Here is a 20,135-nt window from a genome sequence, read left to right as displayed (position 1 = left end):
TCTCCTCCATTATCACTATGCCTTTTATTACATTTTAACATTTATTCCATAAATTTGAATATAAATTATTTTCTTTTATAGAATTACTTAAATAATAAAACTGTCTTAAATTGATAAAATATCACTTAAGACAGTTCAAACTCTTTTTTATTATTTTTTATATGAATGCTTAGAATAAAATTTAAATATTATTAAGCAGGTTAATATAAACAAAAATACAAATATGAATATCCAAATTGGTTTTGGAAGATTAAATTTTAAGCCAAAATCATTAGATTGTAATTTATATATACATCCCATTCCACTATCTAATATATATAAATCTCCATCTGAATATTTAATTCCTTGTATTTTGCTCTTATCTTTTAACTTTAGCAGGTCATATACAACACTTTCTGAATTTATTCCAGCTATAAGATTTTCTTTACTATTAAAATATACTCTTGCATTCTTTTCTAATATTTTTCCGCCTTTGTCTACGGCTAAATATCTTATAGCTCCAGCTTCTGAATATTGATATATTGGCGCTTGAACGATTTTATTAGGCGGATTAGCAATAAGAGGTGATACTAATTTTTCTCCTTTAAACCTTGGTGAACTTATAGGATCTCCACCACTAAAATCTGGCCAACCATACCATTTTCCTTTATCTAGTTTATACAAATAGTCAAAATCTCTATTAATAGGCCTATCACCTAAATTCTCCATTCCTCCAACAATTCCAATTAGGTTTCCTTCGCTATCTAAATCCCATCCCTTTACATTTCTTATTCCTGAAGCATATAGTGATGTCTTATCGTTATTTAGATTCACTTCAATTATACAGGAATTCGCTATGTTTTGAGCTTTTATTCTTTGCCCTCCTTCACTTGAATTTCCATATGGCATAAAAGCCCCTGTTTTCTTTTCACCATAATTGAATCCATTTAATGTTATATCTATAGAACTTTTGTCATAGGGTATTTTATCCTGAGGATATTCACCATCGTTAGATGCTATTCCTGAATTTGTAGCGCTTCCTATAGACAAAAGTAACTTTGAATCCTTTATAATTAAATTCCTATCTAAATATTTTCCCTCACTAGGTATGTTTTCTAAAATGGATTTTAGATTTTTGGATGCTAAGTCATATTCATATAAATCTGTTTTAGAAATAAAATACAATTTATTATTATAATAAAGTAAATTTTCTATTTTCAACGATTTATCTTCCAATAAAGTTTCTTCCCTGCCATCTATTTTAATAACTTTAATATAATTATTGTAAGCTATATAGGTATTTTGGTTTTCATCTTTATCAAAAGCTACAGAATCTTTACAATTCTTGTAAACAACGCTCCAGCTAACATTATTTTTTAATGTATTCATTCTATATTCATTAGACAATTTAAATACAGCAAAAGCTAGTACAACTATTATAATTGATATAATCAAAAACTTTAGAAATCTTTTCACTACACTTCCCTCCTTTACTTCTATAATTAAATTCTAAAAATACTTCTTATGTACAAATCATAATATCTATATTAAATTTATATTGTAAATTTAATAAAATAAGACCTCTCTTTAAAAATCTTATTTATTTTACATATTAAAATAGGAGTAATGATCCACACAAAATATATGAATTATTACTCCTACTGCATTTTATATGCTTTTTTATTATGTATTGATACTTATATATGTTAATTAATATTCTCTAAACTAAAGATTTTCAGCTAATTCTCCTAATTTCTTAGCTGTAGAGTTTAACTCCACTATAGATGCTGCTATTTCCTCTAATGCAGCTGATTGACTTTGTGAAACATCATTAGATTTAATCAAGCTATGATTTATGTTATTTATTGATGTTGATATATTCTTTATAACTGAATCTATCTGTTTTATTGACTCATTTGAAGAATTAGATAGTTTTCTAATTTCTTGTGCAACAACATTAAACCCTCTCCCTGCATCTCCAGCTCTGGCCGCTTCAATTGCAGCATTCAATCCCAACAAATTTGTCTGTGATGAAATTCCTTGAATGAAAGTTACTATATTATCTGTATCTTTGGTTTTTTCATTGGTTTCTTTAGTTTCTAATAATAAGTCCTCATTCATTGTCGCTAACTCTTGTACACCTTTTGCAACTTCGTTTATGCCTATCGATATTTGTGAAAGAGTTTCCGTTAAATTCCTCGTGATATCTGTAACAGCATTTTTCTTAGATAGACTTTTGGCAACTACAAAAACTCCAACAACCTTACCTTCTTCTTTTATAGGAATTGCAAATGATTTTACCTCAACACCATATACATGTTTTGGAACAAATTTAACTATATTTCTACCTGTCCTTATTACCTCAACTATAGCACCACCATCAAGTATTAGATCTCCTGCTTTTACATTAGACACTAATTCTTGGCCATATTTCGTATATAAATATTTCTCAGTGTCAGTTAATACTATAGCTATATCTTCATCAAAAAGACTTTCTATAGATGGTACTGCATTATAGAAAAAATTTATCATATCGTTATCTGAAATTTTGTTCATTATGTCTCCCCCATTTAATACAATTGTTTTTTTATAGATTTGGTCTAGATAATTATATCTTCTTAACATTTCCTTGTAAATATTTGTCTCATTTTATTTTGTTTTACATATTAAAATAGGAGCAATAACTCACATAAAATATATGTATTATTACTCCTACTAATTTCTATATTCTTTTTAACTATGTAAACACATTTATATATGTTAATAAATATTCCATAAATTAAAGATTTTCAGCTAATTCTCCTAATTTCTTAGCTGTTGAGTTTAACTCTACTATAGATGCTGCTATTTCTTCTAATGCAGCTGATTGACTTTGTGAGACATCATTAGATTTAATTAAACCATCATTTATGCTATTTATTGATGTTGATATATGTTTTATAACTGAATCTATCTGTTTTATTGACTCATTTGAAGAATTTGATAGTTTCCTAATTTCTTGGGCAACAACATTAAACCCTCTACCTGCATCACCAGCTCTAGCCGCTTCAATTGCAGCATTTAACCCTAATAAATTTGTCTGTGATGAAATTCCTTGAATAAATGTTACTATATTATCTGTATCTTTAGTCTTTTCATTAGTTTCTTTAGTGTCCAATAATAATTCTTCATTCATTGTCGCTAACTCTTGTACATCTTTTGCAACTTCGTTTATAGTTATTGATATTTGTGATAAAGTTTCCGTTAAATTTTTAGTTATACTCATCACAGCATTTTTTCTTTCTAAACTTTTTCCTACGACAAAAACACCTACAACTTTACCCTCTTCTTTAATTGGAATTGCAAATGATTTAAAAGCAGTTCCATATACATGCTCTGGTACAACTTTTATCATATTATTCCCAGTTCTCAACACTTCAATTATAGCGCCTCCTTCTGGAATTATATCTCCCTTGTTTGTGTTTAATTCCAATTTAGGGCTGTACTTTGTATATAAATATTGTTTAGTATCAGTTAATGCCATAGATACATCTTCATCAAAAAGGACTTCTATAGATGGTAATGCATTATAGAAAAAATTTATCATATCGTTATCTGAAATTTTGTTCATTATGTTTCCCCCATTTAGTACAATTGTTTTTTATAACTTAGCCACAGATAATTATATCTTTTTAGTACTTTTTTGTAAATATTTGTTTTATTTTATATCATATTACCTTTATCCCTAAAATTCTCAAATTCATATTTAGTTATCATTTTGAATATTATTTAAAGTAATTTAAAGGAGTGAATGAACTTTGGGCAAAGATAATTTTTTAAAAAATTCTTTTTTATTAGTGTCCTCTAACGTGACTACGGGTATACTCGGTTTTATATTTTCCATCTATCTTTCTAAAGTCCTAGGAGCCGAAGGAATGGGTCTCTATAATTTGGTTATGCCTATTTACAATTTATTTATATGTCTTATGACTGCAGGGATAGTTGCTTCTATATCTAAAATAACTGCTGTCTATGCACAAAAGGGGGAACATAAAAATATAGAAAAAACAATTAGAGTTGTTTCATTATTTAATATATCCTGGGCACTCTTAGTAGGCATACTAGTATTTGCATGTGCTCCACTAATTGGCAAATATGGTGTAAATGATGCTCGTACTATAAACGCAATAAAAGTTATCTGTCCAGCTATGGTATGTATAGCGATTTCAAATATACTTAAAGGTTACTTTTACGGAACTTCTAAGATTACAGTGCCAGCTATAATTGATATTTTTGAAAAAGCCATGAGAATTCTAACTGTAAGTATGCTTATCTTTTTTACTAAAGCTAATACTTTAGAAGGTATGGTAACCTTAGCTACAGTTGCATTATGCATTGGTGAATTTCAAAGCTTATTTTTTCTCTATATTTACTACAAATACTCCATTAGAAAAATGCCCATTTCTTACGAAAAGACTGAAAGCAGATTTCAGCTTCTCTTCGATGTGGTAATTATAGCAATTCCACTTTGCGCAAATGGTTTTTTAACTAATATCCTAGGGACTCTCTCAACACTAATTGTTCCTCGGCGTTTACTAGTAGCTGGTTTTACTTATACTGAATCTTTAAGTATGATAGGTAAATATACTGGGATGGCTCTTAGCATAATAACAATACCTTTAATTGTAGTCTCAACAATTAATACATTGTTAATTCCAGATCTTTCTCAAAGCCTAGTTTTAGGAAAACAATATGAAGTCTCTGTTAGAATAAGAAAAGTCCTTAAAGTTGCTTTCTTGCTTGGTATAGCAACTACAATAATTTGTAATGTTATTCCTCATAGCCTTGGCGAGATGTTTTATGGGCGAAATGATTTAGGTCTGTATATTAGATTTGCTTCACTTACTGCACCAATATTCTTTCCTGCAGTAACTATGTTTGGAATACTAAATGGGCTTAATAGGCAAGGAATAATTTTAAGAAACTCATTAATAGAAGCTATAATTGAATTGATATGTTTATACATATTTACTGCTATTCATTCAATTAATATATTTGGCTATAGTTTAACTATGCTTATAGCGTGCACAATTGGTTTTATTCTTAATATGTACGAGGTTAACAAACATGTTGAACTTAATTTAAACAAGTTTAATATAGCAATATATATATTGCTTGGGTTTTTGACTTTCTTAACTATAAACATATTCTCAAGACATATGTTCACAAATTCTATAATTATAAATAATTTTACTATAATGGGCCTTGTTTTCTTGATTTTCACGTATCTTGGTACCTTTGGAGAAAATGAATATTAATATATGTATAACTGAATTATTCATGTGGTTTAGCTTTATAAGATTTTTTGTTGCTTAAAAAGCAAATTGGGATTTAACTATAATTTTCGCCAGTGTATATTATACAATCCTATGAAGCCATCTGGCCGTATTAGATATTATAAATACACCGACTATATATTTATAGTCAAATCCCATTCTTTACTTTTGAAGTTTTCTTCTCAAGAATCTAGGTAAGTAGTTAAATATTCTAGGGGATATGCTGTCGATATCATCTTTTTTGATTCCACCTATTAACATCATTGAATATAGATAAACACAACCAGCTATAGAAATAATTAAAATCGTTGTAATTACTTTTAATATTGTATTTCCATGTGTCAATGTTAAGATAACTGATATTGGTGTCTTAAGAATAAATATTATACCAGCCATTATTGCAGAAGCAAAAAGGGGTTTAATCGCACTTCTAAAAATAGGAATCTTAACTCTAAGCGCCCTTTTTAATGCTCTTTTATTTAAGATCATTGGTATTGCAAACCATAAGAAGTTTCCTGCTACCACTCCTAAAATATTAATTTCTGGTATTCCTACTAATATGTAATTTGCGATTATTTTAGCTATTATCCCTATACCAAAAGTTCCAAGTACATAATAAAGCTTATTCATACTTTGAAGTATTATTGTCTGTATTTGCACAACCGCCATAAGAACTAACACTATTGAGCCCATTACCATTAATTCAAATCCCTGATCTGTTCCATAAAGCAATTCAAAAACCTCTTGCCCTAAACAAGAAAGTCCCACCGCTGCTGGTATTGTTATTATTAATGTTATTCTAAAAGCAAAAGTAGTTTTTCTTCTTATTTCCTTCTTGTCTTTTAATGCCATAGCTGCTGAAACAGCCGGTAATACGGTTGTCCCAAGGGCAGTAACTACTATCAGCGGAACAGACAATAAAGTCTTATATCGTCCAAGAACTCCATAAAGCACCTGAGATTGCTGTAAATTAAATCCTGCAAATGCTAATCTGCTATTTACATTCACCATATCTACTAAACTACCAAAGTTCTGAAGTCCTGAACTTAAAGTGATTGGTAAACCATATTTAATTAACTTTCTTATGATATGCTTAGTCCTTACTCTTTTAACATTTTGTTGAGCATACATAGAATCTTCTTCAAAATTCTTCTTTCCATAAACGTATACCATGTATAGACACGCAACAAAAGCACCTACAGAAGTACCTATAGTCCCCCCTGCGCTACCATATTCAACACTTATGTGTACTAGAAAATATGCACAAGCTAAACTAATTGCGATATTTATTACTTGTTCTAATACTTGTGATATCGCAATTGCAGTCATACTATTTCTTCCCTGAAAATATCCTCTATATGATGATAAAAGTGATGTAACAAATATACTTGGTGCAAGCATTAAAATTCCATAAGAAGCTGCTGGATTTCCAATCATATTTCCAATAGGAAAAGCAAACAGCATTAAAAAAATAGTTAATACTGCACCAACTAAAGATAAAAGAGTTCTTGATATTTTAAGGGTTCTTACAGCATCGTTTGGTTTTCCCAATGCTGTAAGCTCTGCAACTACCTTCGCAATAGCTGGTTGAGTACCTAAGTTTGTAACTGCATATACAAATAAAAACACTTCATAACAATTCTGATATATCCCATATCCATCTAACCCAATTATTCTTTGAAGCAGTGGTATATAAAAAACTGATATAACTTTGGTTAAAAGCCCTGCTATTGAAAGAATTAAAAAGCCTCTGCTACTATTGGCTGATTGATCTTCCATAATTACCTCCTATCTAAGTGAGAACTTAAATACATCTTGCTTGATTTTTTTAAATATTGGAGGTAAAGCTAATGCTATAGTCTTGTTTTTTAGATATTCTAACTTTCCATTAATTCTTCTAAAATTCAACTTATAAGCATATAAATACTGAAAATTCAAACCATATTTACTTTCAAAAAATGAATTTAATTTCTTATCTCCATATTTATTATCTCCAATTATAGGGTTTCCTAAATGTGCTAAATGCGCTCTAATTTGATGACTTCTTCCTGTAATTAAGTGTATTTCTAAAAGTGAATATGCGCCGTTGCTTTCCACTATACTAATTTCCATAGCTATCTTTTTTGAGTTTGCGACCTCAGTATCGTATATCTTAGATGTGTTAGTTTCAGGATTCTTTAATATGTACGCCTCATAACGTCCAGCTCTTATTTTTCCTTTTGTTAAGGCGTAATAATATTTTCTTATTTCATCTTCTCTAATAGCTTCATTTATTGCTTTCAAGCCTTCGAAGGTCTTTCCAAAGATGACCATTCCTGAAGTATTTCTGTCTAATCTATTGCATGCTGCTGGTGTAAATGTTATTTCGTTTTCTGGAATATAATCACCCTTGTCATTTAAATAAGAAAGTGCATAATCTGTAAGAGTAGGTTCTTCACTATTATTGCTATCTGAATGAACCAATACATCTGGCCATTTTTCAATTACTACGACATTTTCATCTTCATATGCAATCTTGATTCTTTTAGGATCAACTTTAATAAATTTTTCTTTTTTATCTTCTTTATTACTTTGTATGTATTTTATTTCTACTACATCGCCTTCTTGTAAGAAGTATTTCTCATTTTGTTTTTTCTCATTAACCCTTATATCTTTTTTTCTTAAAGCTTTAAAAATTGCGCTTAATGGCACATCTTTTAATAATTTTCTTAAAAATTTATCTAATCTCTGACCTGCCTCGTTTGGACCTATTTCTATTTTCAAATATAATCACTCCTAAATTTATTACCCTTAGCATTATCTAGTTTTTTAAACATATTGTCAATTTATTTTACATAAAATTGCAAAATAATACTATTACTTTGTTAAATAATTAAATGCTGCCAAAGCTTGAATAGAAACTCCAATAGGAAGACAATCCTCATCTATATTAAATAAGTTACTATGAGCTGGCTCAGTCGTGTTCTTTTCTTTATTTCCTGAACCTAAAAAGTAAAATGCGCTTGGTCTTTCATTTGCAAAATAAGCAAAACTTTCAACTCCCATTTTAGGTGCTTTTTGTTCTAAAACATTTTCTTTTCCTAAAATTTCGTTTGCACTATCACTTATTAAATCTACAAACACATCATTATTATATAAACAAGGATAACTTTCTTCTATCTTTACTTCCGCTTTAGCTCTTGACATAACTGCAATCCCATTTACAATTTCATTTAATCTTTTTATTGCAAATGCTCTGTCTTCTTTTGTCATTGTTCTAATCATTCCACTTAAAGTAGCTTCCCCTGGAATGATATTCTGAGCAGTTCCTGCATGCAATGTACCAACAGTTATAACAATAGGATTAACTGGTGATATTTCTCTACTTACTATTGTCTGAAGTGCTACTACAATATGGCTTGAAATTACAATAGGATCAATAGTAGTATGAGGTGATGCTCCATGACCTCCCTGACCTGTTATCTTTATGCTAAATGGATTTGAAGCTGCATTAACTACACCTTTTTTTATTTTTATAGTGCCACATTTTGTTTCTTCATCAACATGAAGTCCAATAACACAATCAACTCTTGGATTATCTAAAACTCCCTCATTTATCATAGGAGTAGCTCCACCAGTAGTTTCTTCAGCAGGTTCAAATAATAATTTTACTGTACCTGAAAATTTATCTTTATTGTTATTTAATAGCTTTGCCGCTCCCATGAGTATTGTTGTATGAGCATCATGCCCACAAGCGTGCATTCTTCCATCAATTTTTGATTTAAATTCGCAAGTTTTCATATCCTTAATAGGAAGTGCATCAATATCGCCTCTTAATGCTATAGTTTTATTATTTCCTTCTTTTGTGCCTTTTATAATTCCACATACACCTGTTTTTGCTACTTCAATATACGGAATACTATTAGATTCTAAAAAATCTTTGATCACTTTAGATGTTCTAACCTCTTCAAATCCAAGTTCTGGATGTTCATGTAAATCCCTTCTTATTTTTATAAGTTCATCTTTTATAAGATTAGCTTCTTTTTTAAAATCTATCATTTCTCTAATCCCTCCATATTTAATAATAATTAGATTTTTAAGCATATGTAACGAAGATAATATGTCAATGGTACAAAACACTTTAGAATTGGGACTTATTATATTTTTCAATATGCTCAAATTCAAAATATTAGCTCTAGGAATTAATAAGCTTTAATTATCACTCCAAAAAACTTCTATTATATCTCCATCTTTTATATTGGCTGTGTATGGTGCCTTTTCTCCATTTAAATTCAAGTTAATTATTCCCTTTGGAACTGTTAAATCAAAATTTATATAGTCAAATATATCCACTATTAGATATTGAACTTTTCCTTTCAATATTACATTTTCTCCATTTATATTAACTGTTATATTTCTAAGCTCTTCCCTAGCAATTGCTATTTCGATTTTATCTGAATTATTACTTTCAGTATCTTCATTGCAGCTTTCTGCATTCTCGCCTTCTATCACATCTACATGATCTTCCTTATCATTTACTTTAACAGCCTCTTCACTTCCTATATAGGAATCCATTGGTTTAATTACAATATGATCACCTTCTGAAATTTCATAGCTGTCTTCTAAGTATTCTCCACCTTTTAGTAATATTACATCTTCTTTTAATATATACTTCTTAAATTCACTAACTTTACATGGTAAGAACACTCTTATTTCATCACCGTTTTTTATTACATAATCTAACTCTTCTCTTTTCTCATTAACAAGCGTTACAGGCTCGATATTTATAATATTATTATCTAAATAAATAGAAACTGAATTTATGTTTCTTATATTTTCTGATAATTTTGGTGATGCATCTTTTCCATTCTGTGCGTATTCTAGTATTATATTGTCATTTGCTTTAACTTCTGTTTCAAGAGTTGCTTCCTCTCCATTTATTGTAATCTTCGCATTAGTTCCATATTCGCCAAAAACAATTCTTTTACATCCATTATAGCTAAACCTTACACTTTTACCATTTTTACTTATCAGCAGTGATGGATTTATCCCTGCCTGAAGCAATACATCCATTATAGTATGTTTATGGGAATTGAATAAACTAATTGGGTCATTATTTAAAATGACATCAATAAAATCATTCCCCATACTACGTATTGCTGTTAAAGCTATTCCTAGAACAGTTACACCTGATGATCCCATATCATTATCTGAAACACACTCTATAACTGCCTGCCTATCTTTAATTGCGATTCTTTGAGGAGGTAATTTTAATTTATCGGCAATAGCCTCTAAAATTCCAGGGGTATGAGCTCCGCCTCCTACTAAAAATACAGCACTTGGCGCCTTACCACCATTTAATTCAAAAACCTTTTTAGATATTTCTTCTCCAGTCTTAATAACAATAGAATCAATTAGTTTGTATACACTTTCTGATGATATTGTATTCTCCATGCCTAAAACATCAATATATTTTATTTCCTCTTCTTTTACTATAGATCGTTTTATATTTTCAGCTGTATTAAAATCTACTAAATATTCTTGAACAATAGTTTCTGTAATCTCATCTCCAGCCATTGGAACCATTCCATATGCAGATATACTTTCTTTAGAACTTATAGCTATATCCGAAGTTCCAGCTCCTATATCTACAAGAGCGATATTAAGCAGTCTTAAATTTTTGGGTATAGCAGCCTCCATAGCAGCTATAGGCTCTAAAGTCAAATTTACAACCTTTAAGTTAACCCTATTCATTACTGCATAAAGTGAATCAATTACAGATCTAGGTAAAAAAGTTGCTATAACTTCTGCACCTATATTTTCTCCCTTATGCCCTAATAAATTAGATATTAAAAATCCATTTAAGTAAAAATTTCTAACTGAATATCCAACGCAATATAGTTTTCCTTCAGTTGTAGAAGCTATCTGCTCTTCTGCTTTTTTTACAGCACTCAATTCAAGACTTCTTATGATTTCTTTATTAACTTCTTCATCATCATTAAGTTCAATATCTGCTCTTACATCAATAGTTCTTAAAAATCTACCCGCTGCTGCAATAGATACTTCATTTAGCTGTATTTCAAGTTCATCTTCGAGATAATTTTTAACTTTTTGAACAACAGAAGCCACTAAATTAATATCGTGTATTTGCCCATCCACCATAGCTCTTTCTTCATGCTCTAAATATTTCTCGCATACAACTTGAAATTTCTTATCTTTTACTATTCCTACTGTACCTATAATCGACCTTGTTCCTATATCTAAGGCAAAAATTATATCCTTTTGATTAAATCTTTTTAATTCCATATAAACACAACCAACCTTTATTGTTTTATTTATATTTTTAACTCCTGCATAAATATAATATAAATTATATATTATAAGCTAATTACATACAATGACTTAAAATATTTGTTCACATTTTTGCATAGGTTCAACTTATTTACTTATTCACTTTCCTCTGCTAAAATGGTAGAAGGTGTAATTGCCATAATTTTAATATATTAAAATTATTAACTATAGAATATAAATGTATACTAAATTAGAATTATTAACTTCTAAGAGGGGGATAACATGCAAAGTAGACCTAACATATCTTTATTAAAAAATAACTACTTAGAGACCTATCATGCTATACAAGCATGTTTGATGCAACATAACTTTAGCCTTTTACTACCAAGAAATATAGAAAATCAAGTTTTTGATATTGTATTTACAGCCCAAAATCAAAAAGTTCCAGCAAAGAAATTAGAATGTAACAAAGATTTGGATAAATTTTGTAACAAGTTAATTTATGAGTATAATTCTTCAGTATCTATTGTCCAACAGATCATCGAGGGAATATTTACTTTTTCAATACTAATCTTTTTCTTTACTTTACTAGATGTCTTATTTGAAAAAGGAGTATTAATGAGCACCTTAATTACGTGTATTCTAATATCCATAGGATATTTCATATCAAATACTATTTTAAGACATAAGAAAACATCCAGTTCTAAACTTCGCTCCTTATTGATCTTTGGAATTGTGCTAATTCCATTTATAATTATGTCTTTTCTGAAGACTAAAATTCCTTCTTTTGCTGTCACATTTCCATTTCTTGATAGTTTAATATTAACATTAATAGCTGGTGCTATCAGCTTTCTTTCGTACTCTATACTATCAAAAAAGTATGATTTATTTATATTTATAAGACGTAAATAATTTAATATTTACAAATACAACAGCTAGAAAGTATTGAACTTTCTAGCTGTTGTATTTGTATTATAAAAACTAATTATATGTAAATGTCTTCTTTCTTTTTAAAGTATCCCTTATCTATAGTTGTCATTAACTTGTCACAATAATAATTTATAATTAAAACATAAAGTAATTAATTATTATTTACCCCTTATTAAAATTATTTATTAATTGTCAAGGAATGGCTTATTACCTAGTAAGCCATTTCTTATTTTTTTAGGAATTATATTTTTATTTAAAGTGATTCTATGCCATTCAATCTTAAGAATTTAAATGAATGCAAAGATCCTATAAAGGAACTTTGTAATGTTAAAAGAAAATAAATATTAAAAGGATATTAATATTATATGAGAACATTAATCATTTAATGCCAATACTCATTGTTATAAATAAATTCTTAATAGAAAAGAATCTAAAATCTCCCCCTTAAATAAATAAGGTGGGAGATTTTATCTGAAGAGATGTTTGAAATTATATGGGTATAATATATTATGCAGATATTCTTATAATAATACTAACTTTATATACTTACTAAAGCATTATTTAAATATATCTTTTTGTTTGTAGAGCTGAAAACTAAACTTGCATATATACTACAATGCTAATAACTTCTTAATTAAAAATCCAATTTTTCTATTGAATTTCTATAACCTAAGTCTTCATTAGATCCATTTTTCTTTCTTAAACCTCTTACCTTGACAACTTTCACCAATCCATACATTACCACTGCAATTAATGCTATAGGTATCAAGGTTCTAATTCCTATTCCATTTCCACTTGCAAATCCTAATTTTGAGCAAACAACATACATCGATACCATTAAGAATAATACTATACCACAAGCTTCATAACGATATTTCCATGGCTTAATATCTACCACTTTATTATCTTCTAATACATATTCCTTTTCTCTTGGTTTTATTTTACCAATGATTAGCATAATCATACATGTGATTACAAATAAGATTCCTAATTGATGAAGAAAATGCATTTCTGGTTTTATTACTAATTGAAGTGTTCCATACGTTAACACAAAGAATATTATAGATATTTTTGCTGCAATAGCTGGTACTTTCTTTGTTACATAACCTATAAATACTATTGTGAATATAGGCACATTAAAGAAACCATTTACTGTTTGCAAGTATTGAAATAAGCCTTGTGGAGCATACATTATGAACGGTGCTATAGTCATTGAAATTATAGCTAAAACAAGTCCGAATATCTTACCCTTTGATATTATTTCTTTATCAGATTTTCCTTTTCCAAATACAGGACTATATACATTTAGCGCGAATAATGTTGATGCACTATTTAATACTCCATTAAATACACTTAATACTGATCCAAACATAGCTGCTGCAAAGAAACCAATTAAAGGTTTTGGTAATACATCATTTACTAGTCTTGAATATAGTAAATCTGGATTTTCAACACCTGATCCATATATATGAAAAGCTACTATTCCTGGTACTATAACAATTAATGGTGTTAATACTTTTAAAAGCCCTGCAAAGATTATTCCCTTCTGCCCTTCTGCTAAATTTTTAGCTGCTAATGCTCTTTGAATAATTGCCTGGTCAGTTCCCCAATAATAAAGGTTAACTAAAAGCATACCTGTAAATAAAGTTCCAAAAGGTATAGGATCTTGTGTTGTTCCTATTGCATTGAATTTATCTGAATGATTAACTAATATATTTGATAGTCCTGTAGAAAAGCTGCCATGACCAAAATATATTATTCCGCATATAGGTACCATTAATCCGCCAATAGCTAATCCTATACCATTTAATGTATCCGATACAGCAACTGCCTTTAATCCCCCAAGTATAGCATAAACAAATCCTATTATACCGATAACCCAAACCATAATCCAAATACTAGCTGTATAACTTATTCCAAAAGTTTCTTGCACATTAAATATTTGAGCTAATGCAATAGCACCTGAATAAAGAGTTATTGGAAGCAAATTAGAAACATAACCCAATAAAAATAATATTGAAACTATCTTTTTAACACCTGAATCAAAACGTTCTTCAAGAAAATCGGGTACAGTTGTAACCCCTTGTTTTAAATATCTTGGAAGTAAAAATAAAGCTACAATTACAAGAGTAATACCTGAACCTACTTCCCAACCCATAACACTCATATTACTTGAGTAAGCTTGAGCACTCATCCCTACAAAATTAGATGCACTTAGATTTGTAAGTAGTAAAGATGCCCCTATCACGCCACCTGTTAAACTACGTCCACCTAAGAAATAAGAATCCTTTGAATTATTTTTTTGCCCCTTTAGCTTACGATAGGTAATTGTTGCTACTAATGTGATACAAAATAAAAATGAGATAACGGTTAACATGCTTTTTCCTCCTTTAAAATTACGAACGTTTACATCTTACACAGAATTGCACTATTACTTTTAATAGGTGTCCTAAATATAAACTGTTCATATTTCCGTAAACTACAGTATGTTATTGTTTTCTGTAATCGTTAATCACATTATATTGAAATCGTTCCATTATAAAAATCTTAATTATTAACTTTTCTTACAAGATATTAACTTAATTAAAAATAAATTTTGTTTTTGAAATCCTATACTTCTAGTGCTATAATTTCCTAAGGTGATAATTATGAAGATTATGAATATAAAAAAGATCACAAAAATAAGTAATAGAATAACTATATATTTTTCAATTATAATACTTGGATTGACTTTAGCCGTTACGTCATCTATAAGTTCTATTTTTTCTAAAGAGATAATTAAGCAATATAATAACGTTGCTACAGAGAAAATAACTGTAATCTCTAAAATACTTAATGAAAATTTAGATTCTATAAGACATGATTCTTATATGGTTGAAAACGATAAGAATATTTATGATTATATGTCTAAAGTTAATAAAAACGACTCCATTGACTCAGCAGCTAATACTGAATTTTTTAATACTCTGTCAGAATATTGCAAATGGAGTAATTATATAATTTCTATAATTCCATTAACAACAGATAAAAAAATAATGGATCCTCTTTATTCACAATATCCATACAGTGAATTAATTTACGAAAACAAGGAATTGGACAGCTTTATCGAAAGTGGTTATTCAAATAAATTCTCCTCCCCTAATACTTTTCCTTTTAATTATGAAGATCCTGATTATGAAAAAAAGACAACTATAACTTATTTTTCTAGATATTTAGATAAAGAAAATTACTCGCTAATAGGATACCTTATGATGAACATAAAGAAAAAAAATTTATTTATGAACATTGATGACTACTGCAATGGAGTCTTTGATAGTACTTTTATTGTCGATAAAAATGGGAACCTGATTTATAAAACAGGAAATATTAATTATGACAAAACGATGTTTGAAAAAGTTAACAATGATACTGTAAAAGTTAGCAATACAAAATACATTGAATTTAATAGTATTATAGAAGCATACCCAGAATGGAGAGTTATTGGATTAATATCTTTAGATTCTTTAACCAAAAACCTTGATACTATTCAAGTCCTAATTTATTTCATTGGTATTTTCAGTATTATAGTTGTAATTTTTATCAGCCATATTACTTCAAAGAAAATAACAGATCCTATATACGATATTACAAAGGCAATGAATAAATTTGAAAATGGAGAATGGCCAGATAAGTTAGAAGCTAAAACTGAGGATGAACTCAAATATCTTATTACTAGTTTTAATAAGATGATCCATAACATGAAAAATCTAATTGAACAAATTTATAAAGAAGAGGAAGAAAACAAAAAGCTTGAAGTAGAATCCATGAAAACTCAGCTAGATTTATTGCAATCACAAATTAACCCTCACTTTATACATAATACGCTGAATACAATAAACTATTTGGCTATAAAAAATAATCAAGGAGAAATAAGAGAGCTTATTCAATCCTTTAATGGTCTGCTAAGACAAAGTATATCTACAAGTAAAAAGCTTATAACCTTAAAAGAAGAACTTACTTGCACTCAAAATTACCTAAAAATACAAAAGTATAGGTATGGAGACATAGTTAAACTAGTATGTAATATTCCTGAAAAATTGAATAATTGTTTAGTACCTAAACTTATTCTCCAACCACTTATTGAAAATTCTCTTTATCATGGAATAGTCCCAAAAGGATATGCTGGTACTATCATAATAGATATATTGCCGCAAAAAGATTTTATAAACATAAGAATTATTGATGATGGTGTTGGATTTAGTAAACAAAAAGCTACTCACAAAGGTTTTAATGGAATAAGCCTAGATAACATAAGTGAAAGACTTAGGCTATATTTTGGAAGCGAATATGATTTAAGGGTATATAGCAAAATGGGAATTGGAACTTGCATAGAATTTAATATTCCATATATTTATTAAAGCACATTCAAAAAATAACAATTCAATGTGCTTTAATTCTAAAAAAGGAGGTAAATAGCATGTATAAAGTAATGATTGTAGACGATGAAATACCAGCAAGGGAAATTCTCTCGTACATTATAAATTGGCAAGAAACTGATTTTCGAATAGTTCATAGTGCATCAAATGGCAAGGAAGCATTGAACAAATACTCTGATATAAAACCAGATCTTATTATTACAGATATACAAATGCCTATTATGGATGGTTTGGATTTAATAGAAGAAATACAAAAAATTAATAAATCTCAAAAATTTTTAATACTAAGTTGCTATGAGGATTTTACTTATGCTCAAAGAGCTATGAAAATGGGAGTAACAGATTATTTAATAAAAGATCTGATAACACCTAATGATTTATATGGAATATTAGCAAAGACTAAAACTGATCTTGATAATATAACTATAAAAAAAAGTGAAATAAGAAAAGAACATAAACTTTTAAATTTTCTAAAAGAAAATAAGGACATTGCACTAAGAAAGCTTATATTTAATGATATAAGTGAAGATGATTGTTATAACCTTATTGAAAACCTTAACCTTAATTTAAACGGAAAACTTTTTGTTTTGTTTCTCATCCAAATAGATAACTTTTTTAAATATATAGAAGATGAGGAATTTTATACAATAACTCTTAAGGAAATCATAAAAAATGTTGCTGAAGCTATAGAAGAACTCAACATTGGGGAATGCTTTTATAGCGAAAATGGAGAATTTACAGCCATTGTACGCTTAACTCCAACCATTAGTGAAGCAGATATAATAAATGAATGTTATTCTTTAGCACAAGAAATAAGACGAAGGATTTCTCTTATGCACAATATCAGCTTAACGATAAGTGTAAGCTCAACTTTTAAAAAGCCATTTAAAATAAAGAAATACTTTGACGAAGCATTTAAACTTTCTAAAATGAAGGTATTTATAGGTAATGATACTATAATTTTAAACAATACCTTTGTTAAAAATTTAGACTTAGATACTGATACTCTAACTAAGAGAATTAATGCGATCAATATAGCTATTGAACAAAATAATATCGAAAGCTTGAAATTAGAATTAACTCACCTATATGACAAAGATATACGAGGATTTATGCAGTTTAATTATCTTAATTATATAAATTCCTCTTTACTAGATTTAGTAGTAAGAACCTGTAATAGATATTCTATAGCTTATGAAGATATTTTTCCAACTTCATACATACCTATAGAAATACTATCAACCAAAGAAACAGTTGAAGAGATGAGCGGATGGTTTATTGAGATCTTTACTAAAATAATAAATATTAATTTTAATAATTCTTTTAAAAATAAATATAGTAAAAAGGTAGCTGATTCCATAGATTACATAAACAAAAATCTCTTTAATCAATCTCTTAGTCTAACAGATATAGCAGAAAACATTAATGTGCATAAGGTTTATTTATGCAGAATCTTTAAAGAAGAAACGGGGGAAAATGTTACGCACTATATTTTAAAAGCCAGAATTGAAAAATCCAAAGAAATAATTTTATCCACTAACTACAAACTTTATGAAATATCGGACAAACTTGGATTTAATAGCCCCCAACAATTTAGTATCTTGTTTAAGAAAGTTACAGGCATCACCCCAAACCAATTTAGAGACTCATATTTTAAAAATCTATAGTTGGGTTATAATTTACCGAAATCAAATACATTTTTAAAATTTTGAAAGGAATTTATATTTAAATGAATAAGAAAATACTTTTAGTTGCAATGATAATTTTATCTAGTTTTGCTTTCTCTTGTGATACTACAACTTCTAAACAGAGCTCACAAAAATCAAATTTGGTTATTGCTGTCATTTATAAAACTTTAGATGAAGCTTGGTTTCAGGAAGAAAGTGAAGCTGCTAAAAAGAAAGCTTTAGAGATGGGTGCTAAAGATGTGATTACTATAGATGCTAAAATGAATCCTGATGTGTATTTATCTGCTTTGGATAACTTAATTACGCAAAAAGTAGATGGTATATTAATATGTGTTCCTGATCAAAAGTTAAGTAAAATTACCATAGACCGGTGTAAGAAGTCAAATATTGCTGTTATAGCTTGCGATGATCCTCTTACTGATGACGAAGGCAATTATATTTCTCCATTTGTTGGAATAGATTCTAATCAAATTGGAAGGGATATGACTGGTCTCATGGTGGATTACTTAGAAAAGAACAATAAGTTAACTGATCCTAATTCTTCAGGACTCCTGCTTATGTCAATGGATTCTGTATCTAGCTGTATACCTAGAACTGAGGGACAATTAGAGACCTTTAAAAATAATTTTCCAAACTTTCCAAAAGAAAATATTTTTCAAGCCGAATATAATGGACAATCAGAAAAAAGTTTTTATTCTGCCGCTTCCACCATTACATCTAATAAAAATATAAAAAATTGGTTTGTCATGTCTGCCAATGAAGCTGGCACCATTGGTGCAATAAAAGCACTTGATCAATCAGGTCTTGCAGAAAATGCTGTTGCTGTAGGGGTAGGTGGTTATGTAGCAAAGGATGAATTTCAAAAAGAAAACTCTCCTCTTATAGCTTCTGCATACATAAGTGCTACAGAAGTTGGAGAAATTGCGTCTCAAGAGCTCATGGAGAATCTTTTGTTTAATAAAAGCATTCCTGATAAATATTTGGTAAAAGATAAAGTGATTACAAAGGCTAATTATAAAAATCTTGTGATTAAATAATTTAACAATAAAATAACTCCATTGATGTAACAATTTCCAACTGTTACATCAATGGAGTTCTAACAACTTAAATTTAATTATTATCTTTTTAATTTAACATTTCGAAATTAAATTATTGTCAACCAAAATCTTCAAAGAAAAACTCCTAAAAGTTCCATCATCAAACTTCAATTTAATCTTATCTTTGTCATTTTCATCAAATCCAGCAATTTCTCCCATACCATAAGTTCTATGGGCTACTTTATTTCCAATCTCGTATCCATAAGTATCAACAGGCATATCATTTAATTTTCCTTCAACTACAAACCTTGAAACATCCTTAAATTGGCCTTTCCTGCTTCTTGGAGAAAATAAATACAGGTTATCTATAGCACGAGTTATTCCAACATAGAAAAGCCTTCTCTCCTCTTCGATATTATCTTTTATACTATTTGAATGGGGGATTGTTTCTTCTACGCAATTTATAACATAGACATTTTTAAATTCCATTCCTTTTACGCC

14 protein-coding genes are annotated in these 20,135 nt (G+C 28.8%); 5 read left to right on the top strand and 9 right to left on the bottom strand.

Annotation, left to right across the window (positions count from 1 at the left end; genetic code table 11):
• Positions 1-150: 150 nt before the first annotated feature.
• The 3 genes from T483_RS0125480 to T483_RS0125470 form a co-directional block, all read right to left on the bottom strand.
• Complete coding sequence (locus tag T483_RS0125480; protein WP_026889375.1) at positions 151-1,455, bottom strand: membrane protein; 1,305 nt, start codon at positions 1,453-1,455, stop codon at positions 151-153.
• Between the two features lie 249 nt (positions 1,456-1,704).
• Positions 1,705-2,535 carry a methyl-accepting chemotaxis protein gene (locus T483_RS0125475; protein WP_026889374.1) on the bottom strand — a complete coding sequence of 277 codons (831 nt, stop codon included), beginning with the start codon at positions 2,533-2,535 and terminating at the stop codon, positions 1,705-1,707.
• A 223-nt stretch (positions 2,536-2,758) separates the two neighbouring features.
• Entirely contained in the window at positions 2,759-3,589 is an 831-nt protein-coding gene (locus T483_RS0125470) for a methyl-accepting chemotaxis protein (protein ID WP_026889373.1), read from the bottom strand.
• Between the two features lie 187 nt (positions 3,590-3,776).
• On the opposite strand from T483_RS0125470, the gene spoVB reads away from it, so the two are divergent.
• On the top strand, positions 3,777-5,276 hold the full coding sequence (spoVB, locus tag T483_RS0125465) for a stage V sporulation protein B (RefSeq protein WP_026889372.1): 1,500 nt from the start codon (positions 3,777-3,779) through the stop codon (positions 5,274-5,276).
• Positions 5,277-5,456: 180 nt separating this feature from the next.
• Here the strand turns inward: spoVB and T483_RS0125460 are convergent, their stop codons facing one another.
• The 4 genes from T483_RS0125460 to T483_RS0125445 all read right to left on the bottom strand — a co-directional run bounded on the left by T483_RS0125460 (position 5,457) and on the right by T483_RS0125445 (position 11,579).
• Entirely contained in the window at positions 5,457-7,073 is a 1,617-nt protein-coding gene (locus T483_RS0125460; protein WP_026889371.1) for a putative polysaccharide biosynthesis protein, read from the bottom strand.
• A 9-nt stretch (positions 7,074-7,082) separates the two neighbouring features.
• A complete protein-coding gene (locus T483_RS0125455; RefSeq protein ID WP_026889370.1) occupies positions 7,083-8,057 on the bottom strand; it encodes an RluA family pseudouridine synthase in 975 nt (324 codons plus the stop codon).
• Between the two features lie 93 nt (positions 8,058-8,150).
• A complete protein-coding gene (locus T483_RS0125450) occupies positions 8,151-9,332 on the bottom strand; it encodes a M20 metallopeptidase family protein (RefSeq protein ID WP_026889369.1) in 1,182 nt (393 codons plus the stop codon).
• 153 nt (positions 9,333-9,485) lie between these two features.
• Positions 9,486-11,579: a cell division protein FtsA gene (locus tag T483_RS0125445; protein WP_026889368.1), complete on the bottom strand. Its 2,094-nt coding sequence runs from the start codon at positions 11,577-11,579 to the stop codon at positions 9,486-9,488.
• Between the two features lie 267 nt (positions 11,580-11,846).
• Here T483_RS0125445 and T483_RS0125440 point away from each other — a divergent pair, with 267 nt between their 5' ends.
• Entirely contained in the window at positions 11,847-12,476 is a 630-nt protein-coding gene (locus T483_RS0125440) for a hypothetical protein (RefSeq protein ID WP_026889367.1), read from the top strand.
• Between the two features lie 652 nt (positions 12,477-13,128).
• Here T483_RS0125440 and T483_RS0125435 read toward each other — a convergent pair.
• The gene (locus T483_RS0125435; protein WP_026889366.1) at positions 13,129-14,871 is read right to left on the bottom strand and encodes a solute:sodium symporter family transporter; all 1,743 of its coding nucleotides are present in this window, start codon (positions 14,869-14,871) and stop codon (positions 13,129-13,131) included.
• 271 nt (positions 14,872-15,142) lie between these two features.
• Here T483_RS0125435 and T483_RS0125430 point away from each other — a divergent pair, with 271 nt between their 5' ends.
• The 3 genes from T483_RS0125430 to T483_RS0125420 all read left to right on the top strand — a co-directional run bounded on the left by T483_RS0125430 (position 15,143) and on the right by T483_RS0125420 (position 19,634).
• A complete protein-coding gene (locus T483_RS0125430; protein WP_242841931.1) occupies positions 15,143-16,891 on the top strand; it encodes a sensor histidine kinase in 1,749 nt (582 codons plus the stop codon).
• Positions 16,892-16,950: 59 nt separating this feature from the next.
• Entirely contained in the window at positions 16,951-18,576 is a 1,626-nt protein-coding gene (locus T483_RS0125425; RefSeq protein ID WP_026889364.1) for a response regulator transcription factor, read from the top strand.
• 62 nt (positions 18,577-18,638) lie between these two features.
• On the top strand, positions 18,639-19,634 hold the full coding sequence (locus tag T483_RS0125420; protein ID WP_026889363.1) for an arabinose ABC transporter substrate-binding protein: 996 nt from the start codon (positions 18,639-18,641) through the stop codon (positions 19,632-19,634).
• Positions 19,635-19,727: 93 nt separating this feature from the next.
• Here T483_RS0125420 and T483_RS29825 read toward each other — a convergent pair.
• The coding region (locus tag T483_RS29825; RefSeq protein ID WP_035790606.1) for a 3'-5' exonuclease at positions 19,728-20,135 on the bottom strand (408 nt) is incomplete at its 5' end.

It is taken from the genome of Clostridium beijerinckii HUN142 (assembly GCF_000621745.1).
Classification (GTDB): domain Bacteria; phylum Bacillota; class Clostridia; order Clostridiales; family Clostridiaceae; genus Clostridium; species Clostridium beijerinckii_A.
This window is presented reverse-complemented; position numbering and strand designations above follow the sequence as displayed.